Genomic DNA, 24947 nt, shown 5'->3' with positions numbered 1-24947 from the left:
CTCTCGATGGTAACATCTGCAAGTGCCGAGCCCGCTCTCAGCATCAACAATTTGACCGTGAGCTATCACAACCAGCCCGTGCTTTGGGATATCAATCTCGATATCCCGGCGGGCGTGATGGCGGGAATTGTCGGCCCCAACGGCGCAGGCAAAAGCACGCTGATCAAAAGCCTTTTAGGGCTGGTGCCATCGCTTTCCGGCGAGGTGCTGGTGCACGGCAAGCCTTATGCCGCCCAGCGCAAGCGAGTGGGCTACGTGCCCCAGCGCTCGAGCGTGGATTGGGACTTTCCCACCACCGCGCTCGATGTGGTGACCATGGGCCTTTACGGGCGCCTTGGCTGGTTCAAGCGCCCCGGGCGCCGAGAACGTAAAGAGGCGATGGACGCGCTCGACATGGTCAGCATGAGCGAGCTTGCCCACCGCCAGATCAGCCAGCTTTCCGGCGGCCAGCAACAACGCGTGTTTCTGGCCCGCGCACTGGTGCAACAGGCCGACGTTTACTTTCTGGACGAACCCATGGCCGGGGTCGATGCCACCACCGAACGGGCGATCATCGATATACTGCGCCGCCTGCGTGATGCGGGAAAGACGCTTATCGTCGTCCACCACGATCTGCAAACTGTCGGTACCTACTTCGACTGGCTATTGCTACTGAACGTGCGCGTGATTGCCAGTGGCGACGCCAAAGACGTTTTCAAGATCGACAACCTCCGCCAGGCCTACGGCGGCCAGATCGCGCTGCTGGGTGACCACGAGTCATTAACGTTTCCCGCCTCAAAAGTGACCTGACCCATGCAGTGGCTCGAACTTCTATCGGATTATACCTTTCAAAACGTGGTGATCGGCGCCTCGCTTCTGGGCCTGATCAGCGGCCCCTTGGGCTGCTTTGCGGTGCTGCGCCGTCAAAGCCTGCTGGGCGACGCCATCTCCCACGCGGCTCTTCCGGGAATATGCCTGAGCTTCATCATTACCGGCAGCCGCGATATTGGCGGCATCATGATCGGCTCGCTTGCTACCGGCTCTCTTGCCGCGCTGATCATGCTGCTGCTCACCCGCAAAAGCCGCCTGAAAACCGATGCGGGGCTAGGCGTTTGCCTGAGCCTCTTCTTTGCCGTTGGTATCGTGCTGCTCACCTACATTCAAGGCACCAGCAACGCCGCCCAGGGCGGGCTTGAGGCCTTTTTATTCGGCCAGGCCGCCGCCACGCTGCGCTCGGATCTGTGGGTGATGGGTGGCGTGACGCTGGTAACGCTTTCGCTGCTCGCCGCCTTCTGGAAGCAGGCCAAGCTGGTCACGTTCGACGCCGAGTACGCCCGAACGCTTGGCATGCCCGCCACGGCCATCGAGGCGACACTGACCGCCATGGTCGCACTGGCGGTGGTGGTCGGCTTGCAGATGGTCGGCGTCATTTTGATGGCGGCGATGATCGTTGCCCCGGCGGCGGCCGCGCGCCAGTGGAGCCGCCACCTGGGCACCATGCTTGCCATCGCGGCGGGCGTGGGTATCGTCAGCGGAGTCTCCGGCGCGACGATCAGCACGCTGTCGCGCGGGCTTGCTACCGGCCCGCTGATCGTACTAACCGCCACGGCCATCGTGCTGCTGTCGCTGGCGCTGGCGCCAGGGCGCGGGCTTTTATGGGGCATCATGAAACACTACCTCCAGAAAGCCGAGCTTCAAAAACGCCAGCTTCTCTACACGCTATATAAACACCCGGCCCGGCCTGCATCACGGCGTTTATCGCTGAGCGCACGGCTCACCCTTGCCCTGTTAAAACGCCAAGGCTACCTGACCCGCTCACAAGGTGAAGCGGACTGGGGGCTGACGACAACAGGGCAGGCAAAAGCGCGCCAGGTGGTCGCCACGTTCGAGGAGGTCGCGCCATGATCGCAGAGCTTCTCAACAGTACCGCGCTTCCCATCATTCTGGTCGGCGCCATGGTGGGTATCGCCTCATCAGCGGTGGGCACGTTTTTGGTGCTGCGCGGCAACAGCATGCTGTCGGATGCCATCAGCCATTCGATCGTGTTCGGCATCGTGATCGTCTGGATACTGACCAAGCAGCAGAGCGGGCCGGTGCAGCTCATCGGCGCCGCGCTGACCGGGCTTTTGACAGTATTTCTCACCGAGGCGCTGGCCAATACCAAGCGGGTGAAGCAGGACGCCGCCATCGGACTGGTGTTCCCAGCACTCTTCTCCATTGGCGTGTTACTACTCAATATCTACGCCCACGACGTGCATATCGACACCCACACCGTGCTGTTGGGTGAAATCGGGTTTGTCTGGCTGGATACCGTCGAGCTTTTCGGCCTGCCGATTCCCCAGGCGCTGGTCTCGATGAGCGTAATGACGCTGCTCAACTACGCGTTTATCGGGCTCTTCTATAAAGAGCTGAAGCTCGCCACCTTCGATCCCGCGCTGGCCAAAACCTTTGGCTTCATGCCGACGATCCTGTTCTATGTACTTTTGATGCTGACCAGCTCCACCGCCGTGGCGGCCTTCGACGCCGTGGGGGCGGTGCTGTTCATCGCCTTTGCCATTGTTCCCGCCTCCGCCGCCTATTTGCTGACTGACCGCCTGTGGATGATGTTCATTTTCGGCGCGCTGATCTCGATCGCCTCGAGCATTTCCGGCTATTTCCTCGCGGTGCATTTCAACGTCTCCATCGGTGGCATGATGGCGGTAATGACCGGCGTATTTCTGATACTGGCCTTTTTGGGCGGGCCGCGCTACGGGCTGATTACCCAAATGCTGAAGCGCCGCCGGGCGCGGCAGGCGCCGATGGAGCCGCCTTCATTGTTTTGAAAGGCTAAACGCCAGACCAGGGCGCCACTTGCAACGACGAAGACGCACGCTTTTATAAAGGCCCTATCCACGTGAGCGCTCGTTCAGTATTACTAGCGCACCAGTAATAAGCGCTCGCATACCTTCCTCTAATTCCGCCTCCATTTCGGCCTCCTCCAGGCCGCGGCTCGCCCCCTCGACAGGCTCTTTCCCCACTACCGAATAAATCGTATCGGCGACGGAAAAGCATTGAAAAGCTATAGTCGCCAGAAGCCAGCGAGCTTGCTCCTGGGAGATATCATAAACCTCAGCAATATGGTTTTGATGTGCACGAATTTTTTCAATCATGGGCTGAGTGGCAGCCAAGCGACGGATCACATAGGGCGTTAATCCTGGGTGAGCTTTGACAAACTCGCTTATCGATGCGGCAAAAGTGGATAGATACTCTTTCAATTCCCCGGGCGCATCATTGGAAGCTCGTGGAATATTCCAACGTTGAAATATTTCTTCGGCCACTAAGCATTTCAGCGCCTTTAAATTGGGCACATGCTTATAAAGCGCCATATGGCTGATGCCTAGCGCGCTGGCCACCCCGACAAAGGTGATGTTGGGTAGGCCGATTTCGATACCCGCATTCGCAATACGCTCAAGCGTGATGGTAGGCGGCCGCCCGCGTGCTTTAACTGGCTGTTGCGTGGTCATATTGCATCCTTAATCGCTGACGTTCCTTATCTAGCCACTCACTCACTTTAGGGTCAATTAGTTGATTGGCATGCAATTATATTAATTAGTTTATTGCCATGAAACTAATTATCTATTAGCCTATTTAAACGCGACTAATTCTCGTTACAAACTACTGCTATGCAGGTTCGATAATCCCCTATGGCCGAGTCATAACGCTTCATGAGCACGCACGATACATCGAGATCCCAAGGTAAGAGCCCCATCAGCCAAGTGTTGGCCCCTATACGCACACGGCTTTTTGCCGCGGCAATGCTGGCGGGCATCGGCACGATATTAACGATGGTGCCGCTTGCCGGTATGGCACATATCGCCAAGATTCTTGTGTCTGATCCAGGCGCCGCCTGGGAGTTATCAACCGCCAGCATGCGTGAAATCGGCTGGGTGGTAGCAGCCAGCATCGTGAGCCTCTTTGTCGGCATGGGGTGCATGTTTCTCGGCGAGCTGGTAGCGCACCTGGCGGATAACAAACTCACCTACCAGCTACGCTTGGCTGTTATGCGACGCTTGTCCCAAGCACCGCTTGGCTGGTTTACCAGCCGCGCATCCGGCGACGTAAAACAGGCGATGCAAGACGATATTGCGACGCTGCACAGCCTGACCGCGCACTTTTACACGGCGGTAGGACGCGCGTTTGGCGCCTTACTGATCTCGGTGGTCTACCTGATCATGCTGGATTGGAAAATCGCCGTTATTACGTTACTGCCTCTTCCCGGTTTCTTTCTTTTCCTGCGCCGACTCATGCAAGCCAGCAAAGCCAATATGGGTGAGTTTATTGCCCAGCTTGAGCGCATGAATAACGCCATTAATGAATTTGTCTGCGGCATTCCCGTCGTCAAGGCCTTCGGTACGACCGGACAAGCCTATCGTGGCTACCAAGCAGCAGTGGATAGCTTTGCCCATGCATTTGAGCAATTTACCCGCCCTCTGGTCGCTTCTATGGCACATGTTCATGCGATGGTGACAACGGTGACGATATTGGGACTGGCGCTCACGGTTGGCATATTTTGCGTCGCCAACGGCTGGTCAGAACCGGTCGATCTGTTGCCATTCATTCTAGTAGCCCCCGGTATCTGTGCTCCGTTACTGCTGCTGCATACCTTGCTGCACGACTTAGGCAGTGCCGTTGGCGCCGCCCAACGCGTCATGGCACTGCTTGAAACGCCGGTATTGCCATCAATCCCCTCCAGTGAGTGCCAGCTCCCCAACGATCATGAAGTTCGCTTTGAAAATGTCAGTTACGTCTATAACAATGCCCAAAACGGGCTATCGAACCTGCACTTTACTCTTGCACCTGGCAGCGTTACGGCGATTGTTGGCCCTTCGGGGGCAGGCAAATCCACCCTGGCACGCCTGATGCTGCGCTTTTTTGACCCCACCCATGGGCGCATTACGTTAGGCGGGGTGGATCTGCGCCATCTTGAGATGTCAACGCTCTACCAGCGGATTGGTTTTGTTCTGCAGGACGTGCGTCTGATCCATGCCAGCATTCGAGACAACATTGCGTTGGGCCGCCCTTCGGCCAGCCAACAGGAAATCGAGGATGCCGCTCGCGCGGCGAATATTCACGAACGTATCGCCGCACTCCCTAACGGCTATCGATCGATGGTTGGCGAGGATATTCAACTGTCAGGTGGCGAGCAACAGCGCGTCAGTATTGCCCGCGCCATGTTACTTGATCCGCCTCTATTGGTGCTGGACGAGCCGACAGCAGCGGTTGACGCCAGCAATGAGCTGGCCATCCAGCAGGCTCTGTCGCGTTTAACCCGGGGGCGGACGCTTGTGATTATTTCGCATCACCTAAAGTCGATCATCCACGCCGACCATATTCTGGTACTCGATGGCGGCACGGTTGCTGAGCAAGGCAATCACGACCAGCTACTGGCCAGCAATGACCTTTATGCTCGCCTTTGGGCACTGGAAGAGAAAACAAACTCACTGGAATCGAAGGTGGCAGCGTGCTGAAAATGCTCAATCAACTGCTTGGCGAAGACACCGCGCTCTTGCGTCGCTATCTCGGTCTGGTCACTGTCTATGGTGTGCTAAGCGGTCTGACCATCTTGGCCCTTATCCCTCTTCTCTATTACCTCCTGATTGGCCAACTCAGTGTGGCCACCACATGGCTAGTAGTGCTGCTTTTCGGCATCCTAATCTGTTGGGGAGTGCGATGGCACGTGGAGCAGGCAGGCGTCCGTGTCGGCGTCGCCATCTTGCAGTCGGGCCGCCATCGCCTTGGCGAACACGTGATCCATCTGCCGGTTGGCTGGTTTACCGCGACAAATACCGCGCGCCTTAGCCATGTAACCACGCAGGGTATGATGGCGGTGGCCCAGCTTCCTGCTCACGTCTTTACACCGGTGATCAGCGGGCTTGTCACGCCTATCGTTCTCCTTGCCGCGCTATTGGTGTTGCATGCACCGCTGGGCATTGCGGCGCTGGTCGCGCTGCCGCTACTTTTGGGGGTTTTATTACTCACCGCCAAGCTTGCCCAGCATGCCGACAGGGCCTTCCAGCAACACTTTTCTGATACCAGTCAGCGCATGGTCGAGTTCGCCAGTGCCCAGACAGTCTTACGCGCCTTTAGTGGGAACAACCACAGCACACGCTTCTTAGAACAGGCCATGGAACAACAGCACCGCTCGGGAACAAGGCTGGCTTGCCTATCGGCACTTTCGGCGCTGCTCAATGCCTGGGCAGTGCAGACAGTCTTTGCCGTGCTGCTGATCGTCACAACCCTGTGGATCAATACGCTTTTGGAAGGATCACTGACGGCAGCGAGCATTATAAGCGTCATCATTGCGCTGGTACTGGTAAGCCGGTTCGTCGAACCGCTGCTGGACATCGCTCAACACAGCGACATTTTGCGTAGTGCAAGGGGGCAACTCGAAGAGATCCAGGCGATTTTCGACGCTGCCCCCCTAACCGAGCCAACGGTCCCTCAGCCACCGCGCGATGCCTCCATCGAATTGAGAGCCGTCCGCTTTCGCTATGCGCCGCATGAGCCCGACGTGCTCAACGGGGTTAGCCTATCTATCACGCCCGGTAGCATGACCGCATTGATCGGTGAGTCAGGTTCAGGCAAGACCACTCTGGCGCGCCTGGTCGCGAGATTTTTCGATGCAGATCACGGTAGTGTGCTCGTCGGCGGCGTGGACGTCCGCGATATGTCTAGTACCCAGCTGGCGGATCACGTCAGCCAGATCTTCCAGGAGAGCTACCTGTTTGCCGGCAGCATTGCTGACAATATTCGCTTTGGCCATCCCGACGCCAGCGATGCCGACCTGATGGACGCCGTGCGTCTGGCCGGTGTCATCGAGATCGTCGAACGCCTGCCCCAAGGATTGGACACACCAGTGGGCGAGGGAGGCGCCCGCCTTTCCGGCGGCGAACGGCAGCGTATCGCCATCGCCCGAGCACTCATTAAGAATGCGCCCATTCTGCTGGTGGATGAAGCGACTGCCGCACTGGATGCGGAAAATCAAGCCATCATTACCCAGGCGCTGGTGCGACTGAGAGGCCAACGTACGCTATTGGTGATCGCCCACCAACTCTCTACGGTGAGCATGGCTGATCAGATCATCGTGCTAGATGACGGACGCATCATTGAGCAAGGCGCGCCCGATGAACTGCTCGCTCAGCAGGGGCGATACGCCACGTTTCTTGACCAACGCCAAACCACCAAAGGGTGGCGCATCACCCCGGATAAAACGGGAGAAACCTCACAGTGATGCGCGTGTATCTGCCTCTCCTGTTTGTATTGCTGTGCGGGATGTCATTACTGACAGGCGCGCGGCAGATAAGCGGGTACCAACTTATCACCCTGTCAGATGATGCTTGGTTGACGTTGACGGCCAGCCGACTGCCGCGCCTGATCACGGTGTCCTTGACCGGAGTGGGCCTCGCGATTTGCGGTGTGATTTTGCAGCATATCGTGCGCAATAAGTTCGTGGAGCCCGCCACCTCGGGTGGGCTTGATGCCGCCAAACTGGGCATTCTCGTATCGCTGTCTCTAATGCCTACGGCTGGCGCTGGATCACGAATGCTTGCAGCCCTGCTCTTCTGCTTCGCTGCGAATGTTGTCTTTATCGCTATCGTTCGCCGCATCAAGTTCACCAACACGGTACTGGTTCCCGTCATCGGTTTGATGTACGGCGGCGTGCTAAGCGCCCTAGCCGAGTTCTACGCCTACCGCCATAACATCCTGCAAAGCATGCAGGGCTGGCTGCTGGGAGATTTTTCAAAGATCGTCCAGGGCCATTACGAAATCATCTACCTAATCCTGCCGGTCGTTGTGCTCGCCTACGTCTACGCTCATCGCTTCACGGTGCTGGGCATGGGCGAAGACATGGCGACGAGTTTAGGCGTGAACTATCTCGTCACCTCCGCCATTGGGCTGATGCTGGTGGCCATTACTGTCTCGGTCACGGTCATCGCGGTGGGCGCCATCCCCTTTGTCGGATTAGTGGTTCCCAATCTGGTAGCGCTCTACTACGGCGATAACCTGGCTCGCACCCTACCCGCCGTAGCACTGTCGGGGGCAACACTGCTGCTGGTCTGCGACATTGCGGGACGCCTGCTGATCTATCCCTTTGAAGTGCCCATCGGCTTAACGTCGGCTTGTGTCGGAGGCGTGCTGTTTCTGATCCTGATTGTCAGGAGGGCACAGTGATGACTATCAAAGCTCGCCACACCGTTTGGGCGGCCGTGATCGCTCTTGCGCTCGCTTTTGTCTTTGTACGCTCCGGTTTCGACTTCGAGTATGTGATACCGAAACGACTTGAGCGCTTGGCCACCATGGTGATCGGTGGCATTTGTGTCGCCTGGTCCGCCATTACGTTTCAGAGCCTTACCGGTAACCGGATATTAACGCCTGCCATCATGGGCTATGAGGCCGTCTATCTGCTGTTTCAGGCCCTGTTGATGCTGGTGCTGGGCACCCACAGTCTGATGGTGCTCGGCGAGCATGGCAACGCCGCACTCTCGGTCCTGCTGATGCTTGGCTACTCCTGGACGCTGCATCGATGGCTGTTTAGAGACGGCAGAGACAATGTCTATTTCCTGCTGCTGGTAGGACTGGTACTGACAATGGTCATTACCACTTTCACACAGTTCGTTCAGCTCAAAATGAGTCCAGGCGAGTTTTCCATTCTGATGGGTTACAGCCAAGCCGCTTTCGGTAACGCCAGCACCACACAACTGCTATACGCCACACTGATCGTGGCCGCGATTTGTCTGGTGGGACTGAAAAGCCTCCCAATGCTAGATGTGCTCTTGCTGGGCAGAGAGCAGGCCATGTCACTTGGCATCGATTATCGACGCTGCGTGCAACACCAGCTCTTTCTGATCGCCTCGCTGGTGGCTGTATCGACCAGCCTGCTTGGCCCCACGGCGTTCATGGGCATTTTCGTGGCCAATACGGCCTATGCGCTTGCAGGCACTTACCGTCATCGGGTCACGCTACCGGTGGGTTGTGCCCTCGCCATCGCCCTTTTCATCCTCGCCCAACTGCTGGTCGAACATCTCTTCAACTACACAACCACCGTCGGCATCCTCGTCAACCTCGTATGTGGGGCTTACTTCCTGTCGCTGATGGTGCGTACGCGAGGCGCAGCATGATCACGGTTCAAGACCTTCATAAAACCTACGGCGACCGTTCGGTGCTATCGGCGATCAATCTCTGCTTTCCATCAGGTCAGTTGACGTCCCTGGTGGGCCCCAACGGCGCGGGTAAGACGACGCTTCTGATGATGCTCGCGAGACTACTTAAGCCCTCTCGGGGGGATATTCGACTCGACGGCTCCCAGGTAACGCGCATTCCCATCAGCGAGTATGCCAGGCAGGTGGCCACGCTACGCCAGACGCCTGAGTTCAACCTACGCCTGACCGTCGAGGAGTTGGTCGCCTTTGGCCGCTTTCCCTATAGCCGTGGCACACTCACTCGGCACGACCATCGTGTGATTGACGACGCCCTGTCGTTTCTATCGCTGACGGCACTACGCGGTGCTTATCTGAACGAGCTCAGCGGCGGCCAACGCCAGATGGCGTTCCTGGCCATGACCATTGCACAGCAAACCGATTACCTGCTGCTCGACGAGCCACTGAATAACCTCGATATCAAACATGCCGTTCAGATCATGCAGGCTCTTCGCCGTCTCTGCGACGAGCATGGACGAACGGTCATCCTGGTCGTTCATGACATCAACTTTGCCGCCAACTACTCCGATTACATCGTCGCCATGAAGGATGGGGAAGTGCACTGCGATGGCAACGTCACCGACGTCATCACCGAACGGCGCTTGAGTGAGCTTTACGGACTGAAGTTCGACATCGCCCATAACGAACGCGGTTATCTATGTAATTACTTCAAGCCCTCAGGAAACCTGGAATGAAACGATCTCTAAACAACCGCTTGGCACGCCTTCTCCCACTCGCCTTGGTGGCGTTGCTACAAGGGTGCGATCAGCCCTCAGCCAACAATATGTCCGCACAGGAGGCCATAACACCGATCACGATTCACCACGCGCTGGGAAGCACCGTGATCGATCACCGTCCACACCGGGTAGCGGCATTAGACATGAATGAAGTCGATTTTCTGGATCAGTTGGACGTTCCGGTGGTGGGCATGCCAAAGGACTTTATTCCCCATTTTCTGGAGAAGTATCGAGACGACCCGACGATTGAAGATCTGGGCGCTATCGTACGCCCTAACCTTGAGCGAGTGCATCGCGCTAACCCTGACCTCATTCTTATGACGTCGTTACAGGCCAACGACTATAACGAGCTGACTCAGATCGCACCCACGCTGCACTTTGACGTGGATTACCGCAACAGTCAGACCAACCACATTGACGTTGTCATGGATCATCTCATGGATCTTGGGCAGATCTTTGGCAAACAGAAATTGGCCCGTCAGCGGGCAGCCGAGCTGGTTCATACCGTCGAGGAGGTCCGGCGTGTTACCCAAGGCCGCCCTGAGAAAGCCCTTATCCTGCTGCATAATAATGGGGCCTTCCACTCCTTTGGCGTGCAGTCACGCTACGGCTTCATCTTCACTGAATTCGGCGTTGCCCCCGCCGCTCCCGACATCGATACCGGCCTGCACGGCCAGCCGGTTTCTAGCGAATTCATCCAGCAGGCCGACCCCGACATCATCTATGTCGTGGATCGTACTGCCGTAATGGAGCACCGGCCCACCATGAGTACCGACAGCCTGGCCAACCCCCTATTACGCCAAACTAACGCCTGGCGAAATGACCGGGTGGTCTTTGTCGACCCCGAAGCCTGGTATGTCACCGCCGCCAGCGTCAGCGCTCTGGCGATCATCGCGGATGACATTATCGACGGCTACCGGCACTAGCAGACCATAGCACTAAAGCACTAAAGCACCTAAAAAAACGCTTTCATCGACTGCTTCAATGCGCCTTTTAACAGGCGCTCAATTGAAGCGGTGTAGTTCCTCTGTGTTTAAAAATGGAGATCGACATGCCCTTACATTGCCACCACCGTCCCCTACAGCCGACGAGAGCACTACATTGCGCCTCTTGCTCAAACCCTTTATCGCTCGTCAGGAGCGCATTTCTGCTCGCTCTGAGCGCGAGTGCTGTCATGCTGCTGTCTTCACAAGCTCTCGCACAGGCCCAGGAGACCGAGACCCGCAGTACTACTGCCCTAGCACCCATCACCGTACACGGAGAAGCGACATCCGTTAACGATACGTATGCCGGCGGCCAAGTCACCTACAGCAACCGGGCGGGCTTCCTGGGGAAAAGAGACTTCATGGAGACGCCTTTCAATGCCATCAGCTATACGGATCGCTTTATCCAGGATCAACAAGCTCAGAGTATTACCGATGTAATTGCAGCGACGGATCCGAGTGTCTTCAGCAACGGCGTCACCAGTGCCTGGAGCGAAACCTATTCGATCCGTGGTTTTGACGCCAGCACACGTGACGTCACGTTCGGTGGTCTGGCCGGGATGGCCCCCTACTACCGTACGTCTCCAGAAATGTTCGAGCGTATCGAGGTGCTCAAGGGGCCTTCGGCACTACTCAACGGGATGCCGCCAGGTGGCTCCGTTGGCGGTGCCATTAACCTGGTTCCCAAACGGGCTGGCGATGAACCGTTGACGCGTTTCACCACCACGTATATGTCCGACGCCCAGATTGGCGGGCACCTTGATGTCGGCCGACGCCTGGGTGACGACCAGCAGTTTGGCGTTCGCGTTAACGGCGTATACCGCGACGGCGAGGGGGCTGTGGATAACCAGACACCAAAGGTTCAAATGGGCTCTCTGGGGTTGGACTGGCGCGGTGATCACGCTCGACTATCAGCCGACTTGTACAGTGCGGACGACCATATTGATGGACCCGCTCGAGGTATCAACCTGGCCCCCGGCCTGGCAGTTCCGACGCCTCCCGCCCCCGATACACTGATCAACCCGGACTGGGCCTTTGCCGACACGCGCGACAAGGGGGCCATATTGCGTGGCGAATTCGACTTTACCGACGAGATCATGGGGTACGCGTCAATAGGTCAAAGCGAAACCAATTACACCTACAACGGTGCCATGTCAGCCCAGGTGCTTGATGATCAAGGCAACTATCGCACAAGCGTTGGTCAGCTTGCCTTCGATGTCGAAAAAACATCGGCGGAAGTCGGGGTTCGCGGTCACTTCCAGACCGGCGCTGTCAGTCACGACATCAGCGTCAATGCCACCCATTATGAGCACGAGCAGCACGATTACGGGCGCAGAAGCGTTCCCGATGCGGACTGGATCACCAACCTATACAATCCGCAATGGGGCCCCGCCGCTGATTTCATTACACCGCACATCATGCATACAGAGCTACGCTTGAACAGCTACGGTTTGGCAGACACGCTCTCGTTTGCCGATGATCGCATACAGCTGACGCTCGGCGCCCGACGCCAGGAAGTGGTGAGCGACACCTACAGCGTGATGACCGGCACACGTATCTCCCGCTATGATGAAAGCGCGGTCACACCCGCCGCAGCACTACTTTTCAAAGCGACCGACCAGGTATCGCTCTACGCCAACTATATCGAGGGGCTCAGCCAGGGGGCCACGGCACCTATGACTGCCGCCAACGCTGGTGAGGTGTTCGAGCCTTACAAGACCAAACAGAGCGAGGTTGGCGTGAAACTTGATCTGGGTGATTTTTCACACACGCTTAGCCTGTATGAAATAAAGCGGCCCAGCAGCTACACCGACCTGGCAACCAATATCTTCTCGGTTGGGGGCGAGCAGCGGAACCGAGGAGTGGAGTGGAGTTTCTTCGGCAGTCCTCTCAGCAACCTGCGCCTGATGGGGGGCATCGCTTATGTAAACCCAGAAATCACGCGCGCCGCGAGCGATGAAGAACAAGGCAATCAGGCAACCGGCGTACCAGACCTGCAAGCCAAGCTAGGCACTGAATGGGATCTATCCGTAGCACCAGGGCTGACACTGACCGCTAATGCCACCGCGATGTCAGAGCAGTACATTAATAGTGACAACTCCCTATCAGTACCCGGACACACTATTTATGACGTTGGAGCACGCTACGCCTCTAACCTTTCCGGCTATCCACTCACACTGCGTGCCACTGTTAACAATGTGACCGATAAAACGTACTGGGCAATGCCACAACTCTCAAGCCTCGCATTAGGCGCCCCCCGCACCTTTATGTTTTCGGCCTCACTGGACTTCTAGACGACTGTAACAAGCGGTGCTAATGCCATAACACCGAATATTTTTCACTACTAACTCCGTAAAACCTCCCCACCTACGCTCGCCGAGCGGGCGTAGGTGTGGATAACTTAAACCGTTAGGTGCTGCTTGATCAGCTCGTTGGAAAGCTCGCTGATATCACCTTTGGCCACCGGGCGGCCGCGGTCCATTATCACAAAGCGGTCGGCGTATTTGCGCGCAAAGGGCAGCTTCTGCTCGACCAGCAGCACCGTTAGGGCGTCTTCGGCAATCAGCTGGCGAATCACCTGGCCAATTTGCGCGACGATATTGGGCTGAATGCCCTCCCCCGGCTCATCCAGAATCAAGAGTTTGGGCTCGATTACCAGCGCTCGGCCAATGGCAAGCTGCTGCTGTTGCCCGCCGGATAAGTCACCGCCGCGGCGGTGCTTCATCTCCTTGAGCACTGGAAACAGTTCATAGATACGCTCGGGGATTTTTTTCAGCTTGTCACTGCGTGCAGCAAGGCCGGTACGCAGATTCTCTTCTACGGTGAGTAGCGGGAAAATCTGCCGCCCTTGCGGTACAAAGCCAATGCCCAGCCGTGAACGTGCTTCCACGGCTTTTTGGGTTAACTCAACCGCTTCGCTGCTCGACTGGTAGCGCAACTGGCCACTTTTTACCGCCACTTCACCCATGATGGCTTTCATCAGCGTGGTTTTACCCACTCCGTTGCGGCCCATCACGCAGGTGCACTGGCCAGCGGGTACGTCCAGGTCCAGATCCCAAAGTGTATGGCTTTCCCCATAAAACTGGTTGAGCTTTTCAATTGCCAGCATCAGGCAGCCTCCTCATCGTCAGCACCCAGGTACACTTCGACTACGTTGGGGTCGCTTGAGACCTGATCCATGCTGCCTTCGGCCAACACACTGCCTTGGTGAAGCACGGTCACTTTGCGGGCAATTGAGCGCACAAAGCCCATATCGTGTTCCACGACGACCACCGACTGCTTACCCGCCAAACCGGTCAGCAGTTCGGCTGTACGCTCCATTTCCTGCTCGGTCATACCGGCGACCGGCTCATCCACCAGCAGTAACCGTGGGCGCTGCATTAACAGCATGCCGATTTCCAACCACTGTTTCTGACCATGAGAGAGAATGCCCGCAGGCTGAAAGCGCAACTGAGTCAAACCAATGGTCTCCAGCACTTCGTCGATGCGGTCTTTGATCTCACCGGTCATACGCGCAGTCAGGGTGGGAAAGATCCGTTTGTCGGCGGCCATGGCCAGCTCCAGGTTTTCGAACACGCTCAGTACTTCAAACACCGTGGGCTTTTGAAACTTGCGCCCGATCCCGAGGCTGGCAATTTCCGGCTCGTTCATATTGAGCAGGTTATGACGGCTGCCAAACCATACGCTGCCCTCAGTGGGCCGCGTCTTGCCGGTGATAATATCCATCATGGTGGTCTTTCCCGCCCCGTTGGGGCCAATAATGCAACGCAGCTCGCCGTCGTCGATGGTCAAATTCAGCTTGTTGATCGCTTTAAAGCCATCAAAGCTCACCGTGACGTCTTCCATATACAGAATCGGGCCGTGGCGTACGTCCACCGGGGAGGCGGCTGGCGCTATAAAGTCAAATACCCGGTCGCGGGTTTTGAATGACTGCAGCAAGCTCATGCAATAGCCTCCTTGGTGCCTGCGTTATCGGATTCAACAGCGCGACGGCGCTTGCGCAACAGCCCCGCCACGCCCTTGGGCAGCAGTACCGTGACGAGTACAAACATTGCGCCCAAAGCAAACAACCACGCATCAGGCATGACACCGGTGAAAATAGTTTTGGCATAGTTGACTAGAATTGCGCCGATCACCGCGCCGTACAGCGTGGTCCGACCACCCAGCGCCACCCATAGCACGATCTCAATCGAGAACAGCGGCGAGAATTCGCTAGGGTTGATGATGCCCACCTGAGGTACGTAAAGCGCGCCTGCCAGGCCCGCGAGCATCGCGGACACCACAAACACGAAGAGTTGAAAGCGCTCTACCCGGTAGCCGATAAAGCGCGTGCGCGCCTCGGCGTCGCGAGTGGCCACGCACACCCGCCCCAGCTTGCTGGTCACGATCGCCCGGCAGAGGATATAACCCAGCGCCAGCGCCACGCCGGTGGCCAGAAAAAGTCCCAGACGAGTATCGTTGCTGCGCAGGTTGAAGCCCAAAAGTTCGCGGAAGTCGGTCAGCCCGTTATTGCCGCCAAAGCCCATCTCATTGCGGAAAAATGCCAGCATCAGCGCAAAGGTCAACGCCTGGGTAATGATCGAGAGATAAACCCCCGTCACCCGCGAGCGAAACGCCAAAAAGCCGAACACCAGCGCCAGCATACCCGGCGCCAGCAGCACCATGGCAAAGGCGAACCAGGCCATATCAAAGCCCTGCCAGTACCAGGGCAGACTTTCCCAGTTTAGGAACACCATGAAGTCCGGCAGCACCGGGTGGCCGTAAGTGCCCCGGTCACCAATCTGGCGCATCAGGTACATGCCCATGGCGTAACCGCCAATCGCAAAAAACGCCCCGTGGCCCAGGCTAAGAATGCCGAGATATCCCCACACCAGATCCACCGCCACGGCCAGCAGCGCGTAGCTTAGGTACTTGCCAAACAGGTTCACCGTGTAAGCGTTCACATGCAGCGGGCTGCCTTGAGGCACTGCCACATGCAGCACGGTGACGATCAGCAGCGCTGCGAACAGTACTCCTAGAAAGACCTGTGTGGCACGCTCACCAAACGGGCGGGTTAGCCAAAACTGGCTTGAAGGTAGTTGTGACATCATGGGTTAGCCCTCCGCAGCCCGGCCCTTCTGCGGGAAGAGTCCACGCGGGCGTTTTTGAATGAACAGGATGATAAACACCAGCACGATAATCTTGGCGAGTACCGCGCCCGCCCAAGGTTCCAGCACCTGATTGATCACCCCCAATGACAGCCCGGCCACGAGCGTCCCCCAGAGATTGCCCACACCGCCGAACACCACCACCATGAACGAGTCGATGATGTAGTTCTGGCCGAGGTTCGGGCCGACATTGGTAAGCTGGGAAAGCGCCACGCCGGCTAGGCCGGCTACACCAGAGCCGAGTGCAAAGGTCAGGATATCCACACGGGTCGCGCGAATTCCCATGGAGCGTGCCATAGCGCGGTTCTGGGTCACGGCGCGTACTTCAAGGCCCAGGCGGGTGCGGCGCATGATCAGCATCAAACCGGCAAACACCACCAGCGCAAAACCCAGTACCACCATGCGGTTTATGGTCAGCGACAGCGCGTCATTGATAATGAGCGACCCGCTCATCCACTCCGGAGTAATTACCGTGCGGTTGAGCGGCGAGATCACCGTACGCACCAGCTGCTGCAGGATCAGACTGATACCGAAGGTGGCGAGGAGCGTCTCCAGCGGGCGGCCTTTCAAAAACTGAATCACGCTGCGCTCAATGGCAACCCCCACCAATGCGGCGACCAGAAAACCTGCCGGAATAGAGAGAATCAACGCCAGCCCCGGCTGGCCGGGCAACAGCTGTTGCATCATCCAGGTAGTGTAGGCGCCCAGCATCATCAGCTCACCGTGGGCCATGTTGATGACGCCCATCACGCCAAAGGTAATCGCAAGACCAATGGCGGCCAGTACCAGCACTGACCCCAGGCTCAAGCCAAAGTAGAGCGTTTCAACCCCACGGTTGATTTTCAGGTTCTGTTCCACGCTGGCAAGCGCGGCGCGGGCGGCATCCGCAGCTACGGTGTCGTCGCCATTGGCCGCACGACTTAGCGCAACTCTAGCGCGTGGATGAAGGCTTCCGGTTAGCGCTTCGATACCCGCCATTTCACCCTGCTCAGCACGGTAAATGGCGACCGCTTGGCTCAGCCGATAACGTACCTGGCTATCCTTTTCTTCCAGAATGAGCGCATTGATGGGTTCAAGCAGCTCACCATCGACTTCACCCAGCAAACGTTCGGCAGAGATACGGCGGCGATCCAGATTGGGCGAGTAAAGGTCCACCACAGCAATCGCGCTGCGCAGCTGGTTTCGCAGGGCGTTATTGATGCCCACGCGGTCCAGGTCGCGGCGTGACATCTCACCCAGCGGTTCATTCGTCAAGGCGTCGGCCACCGGCCACTCTCGGCCACTGTTATCGAGTACGACAACAAACTGACCATCGTCGGCACGCTGCAAGCGGCCATCCAGCAGAGCCTGCAGCCAATCACGGGCGCGCTCGTCGTCGCTTTGCAATATGGCGGTAATCGCCTCGCCTTTATCGCGGTAGGAATCGACATCCAGCGCCTCAAGAAGCTCAAGCGCGGCGTCATTATCAGAAGTATCGGGGCCTGTCTGTGCCTGTACGTTGAGTGTTATGCCCAACAACACAGCGCACAAAAACCCCCAGGAAAGGAAACGCCTCATGGGGTTGTTCCTTTGGTGGTCAAGGTGGAGAGTTAGCGTGCTCCCTTGCCGCCCGATCAGGCGGGCGGCAAGGGGTGGCCAGTATTATTCGGCGAGCGCCGCTTCGGCTTCTTCAGTAGCGGTGCTGCCACCGCATGAGCCGTTCACAACGTTGAAGTTGCCGCACTCCATGGGCTTGCGCCAATCGGCAATCAGGTCGCGCGAGCCGGGCAAGTAGTCGGACCAGGCATCGCCGGCAACGGTTGAGGGCGTTTGCCAGACGATATCGAACTGGCCATTGTCCTGCACTTCGCCAATCAGTACCGGCTTAGTGATGTGGTGGTTGGGCATCATCGCCGCATAGCCACCCGAGAGATTGGGCACACTCACGCCGATAATGGCATCCTTCACCGCGCCTACATCGGTGGTACCCGCTTTACGCACCGCCTCGGCCCACATGTTGAAACCGATGTAATGGGCTTCCATTGGGTCGTTGGTGACCGCTTCTTCATTACCGGTGTGCTCAATCCAGGCGTCGATAAAGTCGTAGTTGTCATCGGTATCCACGCTCATGAAGTAGTTCCAGGCAGCCAGATGGCCAACGAGCGGCGCAGTGTCGATACCGGAAAGCTCCTGCTCACCTACCGAAAACGCAATCACTGGAATATCAGCGGCATCAATACCCTGGTTGGCAAGCTCGCGGTAGAACGGCACGTTGGCGTCGCCGTTGATGGTCGAGATCACCGCGGTAGACTTGCCCTCTTCACCGAAGCGACGAATCTCGGAGACGATGTTCTGCCAGTCGGAGTGGCCGAAGGGCGTGTAGTTGACCATGATGTCGTCGCCTGCCACGCCGTGCTCATCTTTCAGAAACGCTTCGAGAATGCGGTTGGTGGTGCGCGGATAGACATAGTCGGTACCCACCAGAGCAAAGCGCTCAATGCCGACTTCGTTAATCAAATACTCGACAGCGGGAATCGCCTGTTGGTTGGGCGCGGCACCGGTATAGAAGACGTTTGCAGACGACTCTTCTCCCTCGTACTGCACCGGGTAGAACAACAGACCATTGAGTTCTTCAAACACCGGCAGCACCGCTTTACGTGATACCGATGTCCAGTTGCCGAACACCACGTCTACCTCATACTGGGCCAGCAGCTCGCGGGCGCGTTCGGCAAACAGCGGCCAGTTGGAGGCCGGGTCCACTACCACGGCTTCCAGCTGACGACCCAGCAGACCACCGGCTTCGTTCTGCTGCTGGATCAGCATTTCAACAGTGTCTTTTAACGTCGACTCACTGATAGCCATGGTGCCAGAAAGGGAGTGAAGGATACCCACTTTGATAGGGTCATCATTGGCTGACGCATGAAACGATACCGAAAGGGCCAGTGCAGAAAGACCCAGCAGTGCCTGTTTTTTCAAGTTCATGTTTCGCATCCCCAAGCTGCAAGCGGGCAGCTAGATATTTGTCATTAATCAGGTGTACTCAATTGCCTGAAAGCGCCTGTAACTCGTCCTGCACATTGCACGATGCGTTCCACACTTTAAAAAAACATAAAAAATTCAACCATATAAAAAGTATACAAGTTGTTTTACAGGAGTTTTCCATCTTTGATTCAGGGTCTTAAAGCACTTCATTGGTGCTAAAGCGGTCTGATTCGCACGATAAAAGTGCATAAAAACTGTCCATTTTTATCCTTTTATCGCCAAGCTTCTGTTTTTAAAACATTTAGCATTTTCTTGGCCTGTGGTTTGCAAAATGACTTGTATACAAGACCATGGATAACCAAGGGCCAAACATGATGACCACACGCGGCTGGACACTCGAACAATGGCGGCAGGCATATAACGAGGGCGCAACCCCGGGAGCCTTACTCGGTGAATTGATCACGCAACTGGCCAAACTTGATAGTGCCGACAATACCTGGATTTCACTTCTCGACCAGGAGGGGCTGGCTCATGCCCTGGCAGCACTTCAAACACGTCTGGACGAGGCAGACGGCAAGATAGACAAGTTGCCGCTTTACGGCATTCCGTTTGCGGCGAAAGACAACATTGATGCCACCGGGTTTGCCACCACGGCGGGCTGCCCGGCCTACGCCTATCAACCCACCCGTGACGCTGCTCTGATTGACAAGCTGCGCGCCGCGGGCGCAGTACTCATCGGCAAGACCAATCTGGATCAGTTTGCCACCGGCCTGGTGGGTACCCGCTCGCCGTTTGGTGCCGTGGCCAATAGCTTCAATCCTGAAGTGGTGAGCGGCGGCTCGAGTTCTGGGTCGGCGTCCGTGGTGGCACGCGGGCTAGTGCCATTCTCACTGGGTACCGACACGGCAGGCTCCGGTCGCGTGCCCGCTGGCTTAAATAACCTGGTCGGGCTTAAACCCACCAAAGGCCTGTTCAGCATTGATGGTGTAGTACCGGCGTGCCGCTCGCTGGACTGCGTCTCCATCTTCTCGTTGACTGTCAATGATGCCGGGCAGATCGCCGAGCTAATGGCCGGCTTCGAGCCTGCCGACGCTTTCTCACGCAAGGCGCCAAGCGCCCTCCCCCTGGATGCCCCGGCCATACGCCGTCCTGGCCCGCTAGCCAGGCTTGCCATTCCCCAGTCGCCCCAGTTCTTCGGCGACGTGGTGGCTGAAAAGGCATGGCAAACGGCCGTGGAAAAATGGCAAAAGCTTGAAGGGGTAACGCTCGTCGAACTTGATTTTGCCCCCATGCTTGAACTGGCCGCCCTGCTTTATGAAGGGCCGTGGGTAGCAGAGCGCCACGCCGCCGTGGAAACCTTCATGGCCGAACATGCCCAGAACATGAATGACGTGGTGCGCGGCATTATTAGTAACGCGGGTAAATACAGCGCCACCGATACGTTCAAGGCGCAATACCGCAAGGAAGAGCTGGTTAGGGTGATCGATAATCTTTTGGATGATATCGATGGCCTGTTAGTCCCCACCGCCCCTACCGCGCCCACTATCGAAGCGGTTAATGCTGACCCGTTAACGCTCAATAGCCAGCTCGGCACCTATACCAACTTCGTTAACCTGGCCGATTTTTGCGCATTGGCGGTACCCGCCGGGTTCCGCGACGATGGACTGCCTTTTGGCGTTACCCTGGTGAGCGGCGCCTGGAAGGATCGGGAACTGCAGACCCTGGCCAGCCGCTGGCTAAATGCCCACCCGACGCCGCTGGGTGCCACTGACCAGGCACGCCCGCCGGAAACCGTTCATACCACCCTTGCCGTCCCCACCGTTCAGGTCGCTGTGGTAGGCGCTCATCTTTCCGGCATGCCGCTGAATACCCAACTGACCGAGCGCCATGCCTGGCGCGTGGCGTCCACGACAACGTCCGCCAATTACCGCTTGTTTGCCCTGCCCAACACCGTACCGCCCAAGCCCGGCCTGCAGCGCGTTCACGAAAACGGTGCCGCCATCATTGTTGAAGTATGGGAAATGGCCGCGTCGGAATTTGGCTCGTTTGTCGACCTGATCCCCGCGCCGCTGGGTATCGGCAGTGTCGAGCTTGCCGACGGCCGCTGGATCAACGGCTTTATCTGCGAAGGGCATGGAATCACAGATGCTCAGGATGTCACCGAGTTTGGTGGCTGGCGTGCCTACATCAAGGCGCAAACCTCCCACGCATAACGAGGCTACGACCCATGTTCAATAAAGTATTAGTTGCCAATCGCGGTGAAATCGCCGTACGTACCAACCGCACCTTAAAGGCGCTCAGTGTCGGCAGCGTTGCTGTCTATTCCCATGAAGACCGCCACAGCCTGCATGTGGAAAGCGCCAGCGAAGCCGTGACCCTTACAGGCAATGGCGCCAGCGAAACTTACCTGGATAAACGCCAGATTCTGGATGCCGCCCGAAAGACCGGTGCGCAGGCCATTATCCCCGGCTACGGCTTTCTGTCTGAAAATGCCGACTTCGCCGAAACCTGTGAGCGTGAGGGCATCGTCTTTATCGGCCCCACGCCCACACAGATGCGCGAGTTCGGGTTAAAGCACCGTGCCCGTGAGCTGGCCGAAGCAGCAGGCGTGCCGCTAGCCCCAGGCAGTGGGCTGCTCGACAGCGTGGAAGAGGCACTGACCACCGCTGAACGCCTGGGTTACCCGGTCATGCTCAAAAGCACCGCAGGCGGCGGCGGAATCGGACTGACCCGCTGCAATAGTGCCAAAGAGCTGCAAGACGCCTTTGAAACCGTTCAACGCCAGGGCAAAAATTTCTTTAACGACAGCGGCGTCTTTCTTGAGCGCTTTATCGCCCGTGCCCGCCACGTGGAAGTCCAGATTATCGGCGATGGCCACGGCAACGTAGTGGCATTAGGTGAGCGTGACTGCTCACTGCAACGCCGCAATCAGAAAGTCGTGGAAGAGACGCCGGCCCCCAGCCTGCCCACGGCCACCCGTCAAAGGATGCTGGATGCGGCCGTGGCGCTGGGTGAATCGGTCAACTACCGTTCAGCGGGTACCGTTGAGTACATCTACGACGCCGAGCGTGATGAGTTCTACTTTCTGGAGGTCAACACCCGACTGCAGGTAGAGCACCCAATCACCGAAGCCGTGACCGGCCTTGACCTGATCGAATGGATGCTCAAGATCGCCGCGGGCGACCACCTGGACCTGGCTAATTTTACGCTCAGCTTGAGCGGTGCGGCCATGGAAGTGCGCATCTATGCCGAAAACCCGTTAAAGGATTTTCAGCCCTCGCCCGGTGAATTAACCGACGTACACTGGCCCGGTGATGGCGTGCGTATCGACACCTGGGTCGAAAATGGCAGCCAGGTATCCGCTCACTACGACCCCATGATCGCCAAGCTGATCGTGCATGGTAACGACCGCGCGGATGCTCTGGCCAAGCTGCGTAAAGCACTGGATGAAACCCGCCTGATGGGTATTGCCACCAACCTTGACTACTTGCGTCAGGTGGTCGCCCAAGCGAGTTTTGCCGAAGGCAAGGTCTCGACCCGCGCTTTGGAAAGCTTTCACTTTCAACCCTGCGTTGCCGAGGTAGTCTATCCAGGTACTTACACCACGGTGCAAGACTTCCCGGGACGGGTCGGCTACTGGAACATCGGCGTGCCGCCCAGCGGCCCGATGGATGACTTCGCCTTTCGCATCGCCAACCGGATTGTCGGCAACCACCCAGAGGCTGCCGGGCTGGAAGCCACGCTGATAGGTCCAAGCCTTACGTTTCATCAGGCGACCGTCGTGGCGCTGACCGGCGCCGTCACCGACGCCACACTCGACGATACTCCGGTGGATTTCTGGACGCCTATCCACGTCACCGCCGGCCAAACGCTCGTGGTGGGCAAAGCCAACCGAGGGTGTCGCACTTACCTTGCTGTGCGTGGTGGATTTGATGTACCAGTGTATCTTGGCAGCCGCGCTACCTTTGCCCTTGGCCAGTTTGGCGGTCACGGCGGGCGACCGCTGCGCCCAGGCGATCTGCTCGGCATCAGCCAGCCGGGGTTACCTGCCTGCACCACGCCAGCGCCCACCCACGACCCTGCCCCCGTTGACCCGGCGCTCATCCCGAATTACCCGAGCCACTGGGAAATAGGCGTGCTCTACGGCCCGCACGGCGCGCCCGACTTCTTTACCGAAGACTCCATCGAGCACTTCTTTCAACAGGACTGGGAAGTCCATTACAACTCCAACCGGTTGGGCATTCGCCTGAATGGCCCTAAACCTGAATTCAGCCGGGCAGATGGCGGTGAAGCGGGGCTACACCCTTCAAATATTCATGACTGCGAATATGCGATCGGCTCGATTAACTTCACGGGTGATATGCCAGTTATTCTGACCCGAGATGGCCCCAGCTTGGGTGGGTTTGTCTGCCCGGTTACCATCGCCAAGGCCGAGCTGTGGAAAGTGGGTCAGGTCAAACCCGGCGATACTATCCGCTTTGTCGCCATCGACAACGCCACCGCCGTCAAGCTCGCAGAACGCCAGGAGCTGGCCGTCAAGTACCTGTCCGCGCCACCTGCCGTGACCCTAAACAGCGCCGACCTGGCGCCGTTCAACGGCCTCTCCGCCACTGTGTTGGCCCACCTTGAGGCGATGCAGGAGCGCCCGGAAGTTACCTACCGTCAGGCAGGCGATCAGTACATTTTGCTGGAATACGGTCCTAATGTGCTGGATTTAGGCGCGCGTATGCGCCTCCACGCACTGATGGAGGCGATTGCCGATATCCAGCCGCGTGGTCTGCTTGAGCTTTCCCCCGGCGTGCGTTCGCTTCAACTGCGCTACGACCCGCTGACGCTGACCCAGCAGGCATTGATGACCTACCTGCTCGACCTGGAAGCCACCCTGCCACCGACCGACGAGCTGAAGGTGCGCAGCCGGGTGATTCATCTTCCCATGGCGTTTGAAGATAGCGCGACGCTGGAAGCGGTGGAAAAGTATCGTCAATCGGTGCGCGACACCGCCCCTTGGCTGCCTAACAACGTCGATTTCATGCAGCGCATCAATGGCCTCGCCAACCGTGACGAGGTCAAGGATGTGCTCTATTCGGCGCGTTATTTAGTGTTGGGGCTAGGCGATGTGTATTTGGGAGCGCCCTGCGCCGTGCCCTTGGACCCTCGACATCGGCTGCTGACCTCCAAATACAACCCGGCGCGCACCTATACTGCCGAAGGCACCGTCGGCATCGGCGGCATTTATATGTGTATTTACGGCATGGACTCGCCCGGTGGCTATCAGCTGGTGGGGCGCACTCTGCCCATCTGGAACAAGCATCTAAAAAACAAACAGTTTTCAGAAGGCGCTCCCTGGCTACTGCGCTTTTTCGATCAAGTGTGCTACTACCCGGTCAGCGAGGATGAACTGGATAACCTGCGCGATCAGTTTAGGGCGGGTAAGCTAGCTATCGAGATCGAGGAAGATACGTTTGACCTGAAATCACACCAGGCATTTTTAGATGTCAACCAGCAGGCCATCGCCGAATTTCGCGCCCTTCAACAGGATGCCTACGCGAAAGAGGTGGCGCTATGGCGTGAAAGCGAAGAGAAGGCTCTGGACCGTTTGGCCAAAGCACCGCCCCCCGCAGAGGCGGATGACCTGGCTGGCTATGGCGAGCTGATCAGTGCCGAGATTGCGGGCAATATCTGGAAGTGCCTTGTGCAACCCGGCGATAACGTCATCAAAGGCGATCCGTTAGTGATTGTTGAAGCCATGAAGATGGAATTTGAAGTCATGGCGACACACTCTGGCACAATAAGCGCTATGCACGTCACCACGGGCCGAGCGGTAACGCCAGGGGAGCCGCTGCTGAGTATTGAAGTTTAAGGCATTCACATTGCTGCTGGCGTGCCGCCGCATCATGCGGCGGC

Annotated in this window: 18 protein-coding genes; 12 read left to right on the top strand and 6 right to left on the bottom strand. The window is 57.5% G+C overall.

Features of this window, described 5'->3' with window-relative positions; genetic code table 11:
• The first annotated feature begins 6 nt into the window (after positions 1–6).
• From ACT3TC_RS09435 to ACT3TC_RS09425, 3 genes are read left to right on the top strand one after another with little or no spacing between them, the layout of a single operon-like run.
• Complete coding sequence (locus ACT3TC_RS09435; protein ID WP_087110711.1) at positions 7–789, top strand: metal ABC transporter ATP-binding protein; 783 nt, start codon at positions 7–9, stop codon at positions 787–789.
• Between the two features lie 3 nt (positions 790–792).
• The gene (locus ACT3TC_RS09430) at positions 793–1884 is read left to right on the top strand and encodes a metal ABC transporter permease (protein WP_087110709.1); all 1092 of its coding nucleotides are present in this window, start codon (positions 793–795) and stop codon (positions 1882–1884) included.
• The gene (locus tag ACT3TC_RS09425; protein WP_087110707.1) at positions 1881–2801 is read left to right on the top strand and encodes a metal ABC transporter permease; all 921 of its coding nucleotides are present in this window, start codon (positions 1881–1883) and stop codon (positions 2799–2801) included. Before ACT3TC_RS09430 ends, ACT3TC_RS09425 begins: the two co-directional genes overlap by 4 nt.
• A 63-nt stretch (positions 2802–2864) precedes the next feature.
• Here ACT3TC_RS09425 and ACT3TC_RS09420 read toward each other — a convergent pair whose 3' ends face one another.
• Positions 2865–3482 carry a TetR/AcrR family transcriptional regulator gene (locus ACT3TC_RS09420; protein WP_087110705.1) on the bottom strand — a complete coding sequence of 206 codons (618 nt, stop codon included), beginning with the start codon at positions 3480–3482 and terminating at the stop codon, positions 2865–2867.
• A 201-nt stretch (positions 3483–3683) separates the two neighbouring features.
• Here ACT3TC_RS09420 and ACT3TC_RS09415 point away from each other — a divergent pair, with 201 nt between their 5' ends.
• From ACT3TC_RS09415 to ACT3TC_RS09385, 7 genes are all read left to right on the top strand, one after another.
• The gene (locus tag ACT3TC_RS09415; RefSeq protein ID WP_087110703.1) at positions 3684–5486 is read left to right on the top strand and encodes an ABC transporter ATP-binding protein; all 1803 of its coding nucleotides are present in this window, start codon (positions 3684–3686) and stop codon (positions 5484–5486) included.
• A gap of 2 nt (positions 5487–5488) precedes the next feature.
• A complete protein-coding gene (locus ACT3TC_RS09410; protein WP_225733845.1) occupies positions 5489–7249 on the top strand; it encodes an ABC transporter ATP-binding protein in 1761 nt (586 codons plus the stop codon).
• Positions 7249–8190 carry an ABC transporter permease gene (locus tag ACT3TC_RS09405; protein WP_087110699.1) on the top strand — a complete coding sequence of 314 codons (942 nt, stop codon included), beginning with the start codon at positions 7249–7251 and terminating at the stop codon, positions 8188–8190. Before ACT3TC_RS09410 ends, ACT3TC_RS09405 begins: the two co-directional genes overlap by 1 nt.
• A complete protein-coding gene (locus ACT3TC_RS09400) occupies positions 8190–9137 on the top strand; it encodes an iron chelate uptake ABC transporter family permease subunit (RefSeq protein WP_087110697.1) in 948 nt (315 codons plus the stop codon). The genes ACT3TC_RS09405 and ACT3TC_RS09400 overlap by 1 nt, the downstream gene beginning before the upstream one ends.
• A complete protein-coding gene (locus ACT3TC_RS09395) occupies positions 9134–9910 on the top strand; it encodes an iron ABC transporter ATP-binding protein (protein ID WP_087110694.1) in 777 nt (258 codons plus the stop codon). Before ACT3TC_RS09400 ends, ACT3TC_RS09395 begins: the two co-directional genes overlap by 4 nt.
• A complete protein-coding gene (locus ACT3TC_RS09390) occupies positions 9907–10878 on the top strand; it encodes a siderophore ABC transporter substrate-binding protein (protein ID WP_172116955.1) in 972 nt (323 codons plus the stop codon). Before ACT3TC_RS09395 ends, ACT3TC_RS09390 begins: the two co-directional genes overlap by 4 nt.
• Positions 10879–11126: 248 nt before the next feature.
• Positions 11127–13229 carry a TonB-dependent receptor gene (locus tag ACT3TC_RS09385; protein WP_303393867.1) on the top strand — a complete coding sequence of 701 codons (2103 nt, stop codon included), beginning with the start codon at positions 11127–11129 and terminating at the stop codon, positions 13227–13229.
• A gap of 107 nt (positions 13230–13336) precedes the next feature.
• Here ACT3TC_RS09385 and urtE read toward each other — a convergent pair whose 3' ends face one another.
• The 5 genes from urtE to urtA form a co-directional block, all read right to left on the bottom strand.
• Positions 13337–14044, bottom strand: coding sequence for an urea ABC transporter ATP-binding subunit UrtE (gene urtE / locus ACT3TC_RS09380; protein WP_087110689.1), 708 nt, complete (start codon positions 14042–14044; stop codon positions 13337–13339).
• Positions 14044–14880, bottom strand: coding sequence for an urea ABC transporter ATP-binding protein UrtD (gene urtD, locus ACT3TC_RS09375; protein ID WP_087110687.1), 837 nt, complete (start codon positions 14878–14880; stop codon positions 14044–14046). The genes urtE and urtD overlap by 1 nt, the downstream gene beginning before the upstream one ends.
• A complete protein-coding gene (gene urtC, locus ACT3TC_RS09370; RefSeq protein ID WP_444639816.1) occupies positions 14877–16025 on the bottom strand; it encodes an urea ABC transporter permease subunit UrtC in 1149 nt (382 codons plus the stop codon). Before urtC ends, urtD begins: the two co-directional genes overlap by 4 nt.
• A gap of 3 nt (positions 16026–16028) precedes the next feature.
• Complete coding sequence (urtB, locus tag ACT3TC_RS09365) at positions 16029–17639, bottom strand: urea ABC transporter permease subunit UrtB (RefSeq protein WP_087110683.1); 1611 nt, start codon at positions 17637–17639, stop codon at positions 16029–16031.
• An 84-nt stretch (positions 17640–17723) separates the two neighbouring features.
• Positions 17724–19043 carry an urea ABC transporter substrate-binding protein gene (gene urtA, locus ACT3TC_RS09360; protein ID WP_140398999.1) on the bottom strand — a complete coding sequence of 440 codons (1320 nt, stop codon included), beginning with the start codon at positions 19041–19043 and terminating at the stop codon, positions 17724–17726.
• Between the two features lie 371 nt (positions 19044–19414).
• Here urtA and atzF point away from each other — a divergent pair, with 371 nt between their 5' ends.
• On the top strand, positions 19415–21256 hold the full coding sequence (gene atzF / locus ACT3TC_RS09355; RefSeq protein WP_087110679.1) for an allophanate hydrolase: 1842 nt from the start codon (positions 19415–19417) through the stop codon (positions 21254–21256).
• Positions 21257–21270: 14 nt separating this feature from the next.
• Positions 21271–24903 carry an urea carboxylase gene (gene uca / locus ACT3TC_RS09350; RefSeq protein WP_087110677.1) on the top strand — a complete coding sequence of 1211 codons (3633 nt, stop codon included), beginning with the start codon at positions 21271–21273 and terminating at the stop codon, positions 24901–24903.
• Positions 24904–24947: the final 44 nt, after the last annotated feature.

It is taken from the genome of Halomonas sp. AOP27-A1-41, assembly GCF_052378605.1.
Classification (GTDB): Bacteria; Pseudomonadota; Gammaproteobacteria; order Pseudomonadales; family Halomonadaceae; genus Vreelandella; species Vreelandella citrativorans.
This window is presented reverse-complemented; position numbering and strand designations above follow the sequence as displayed.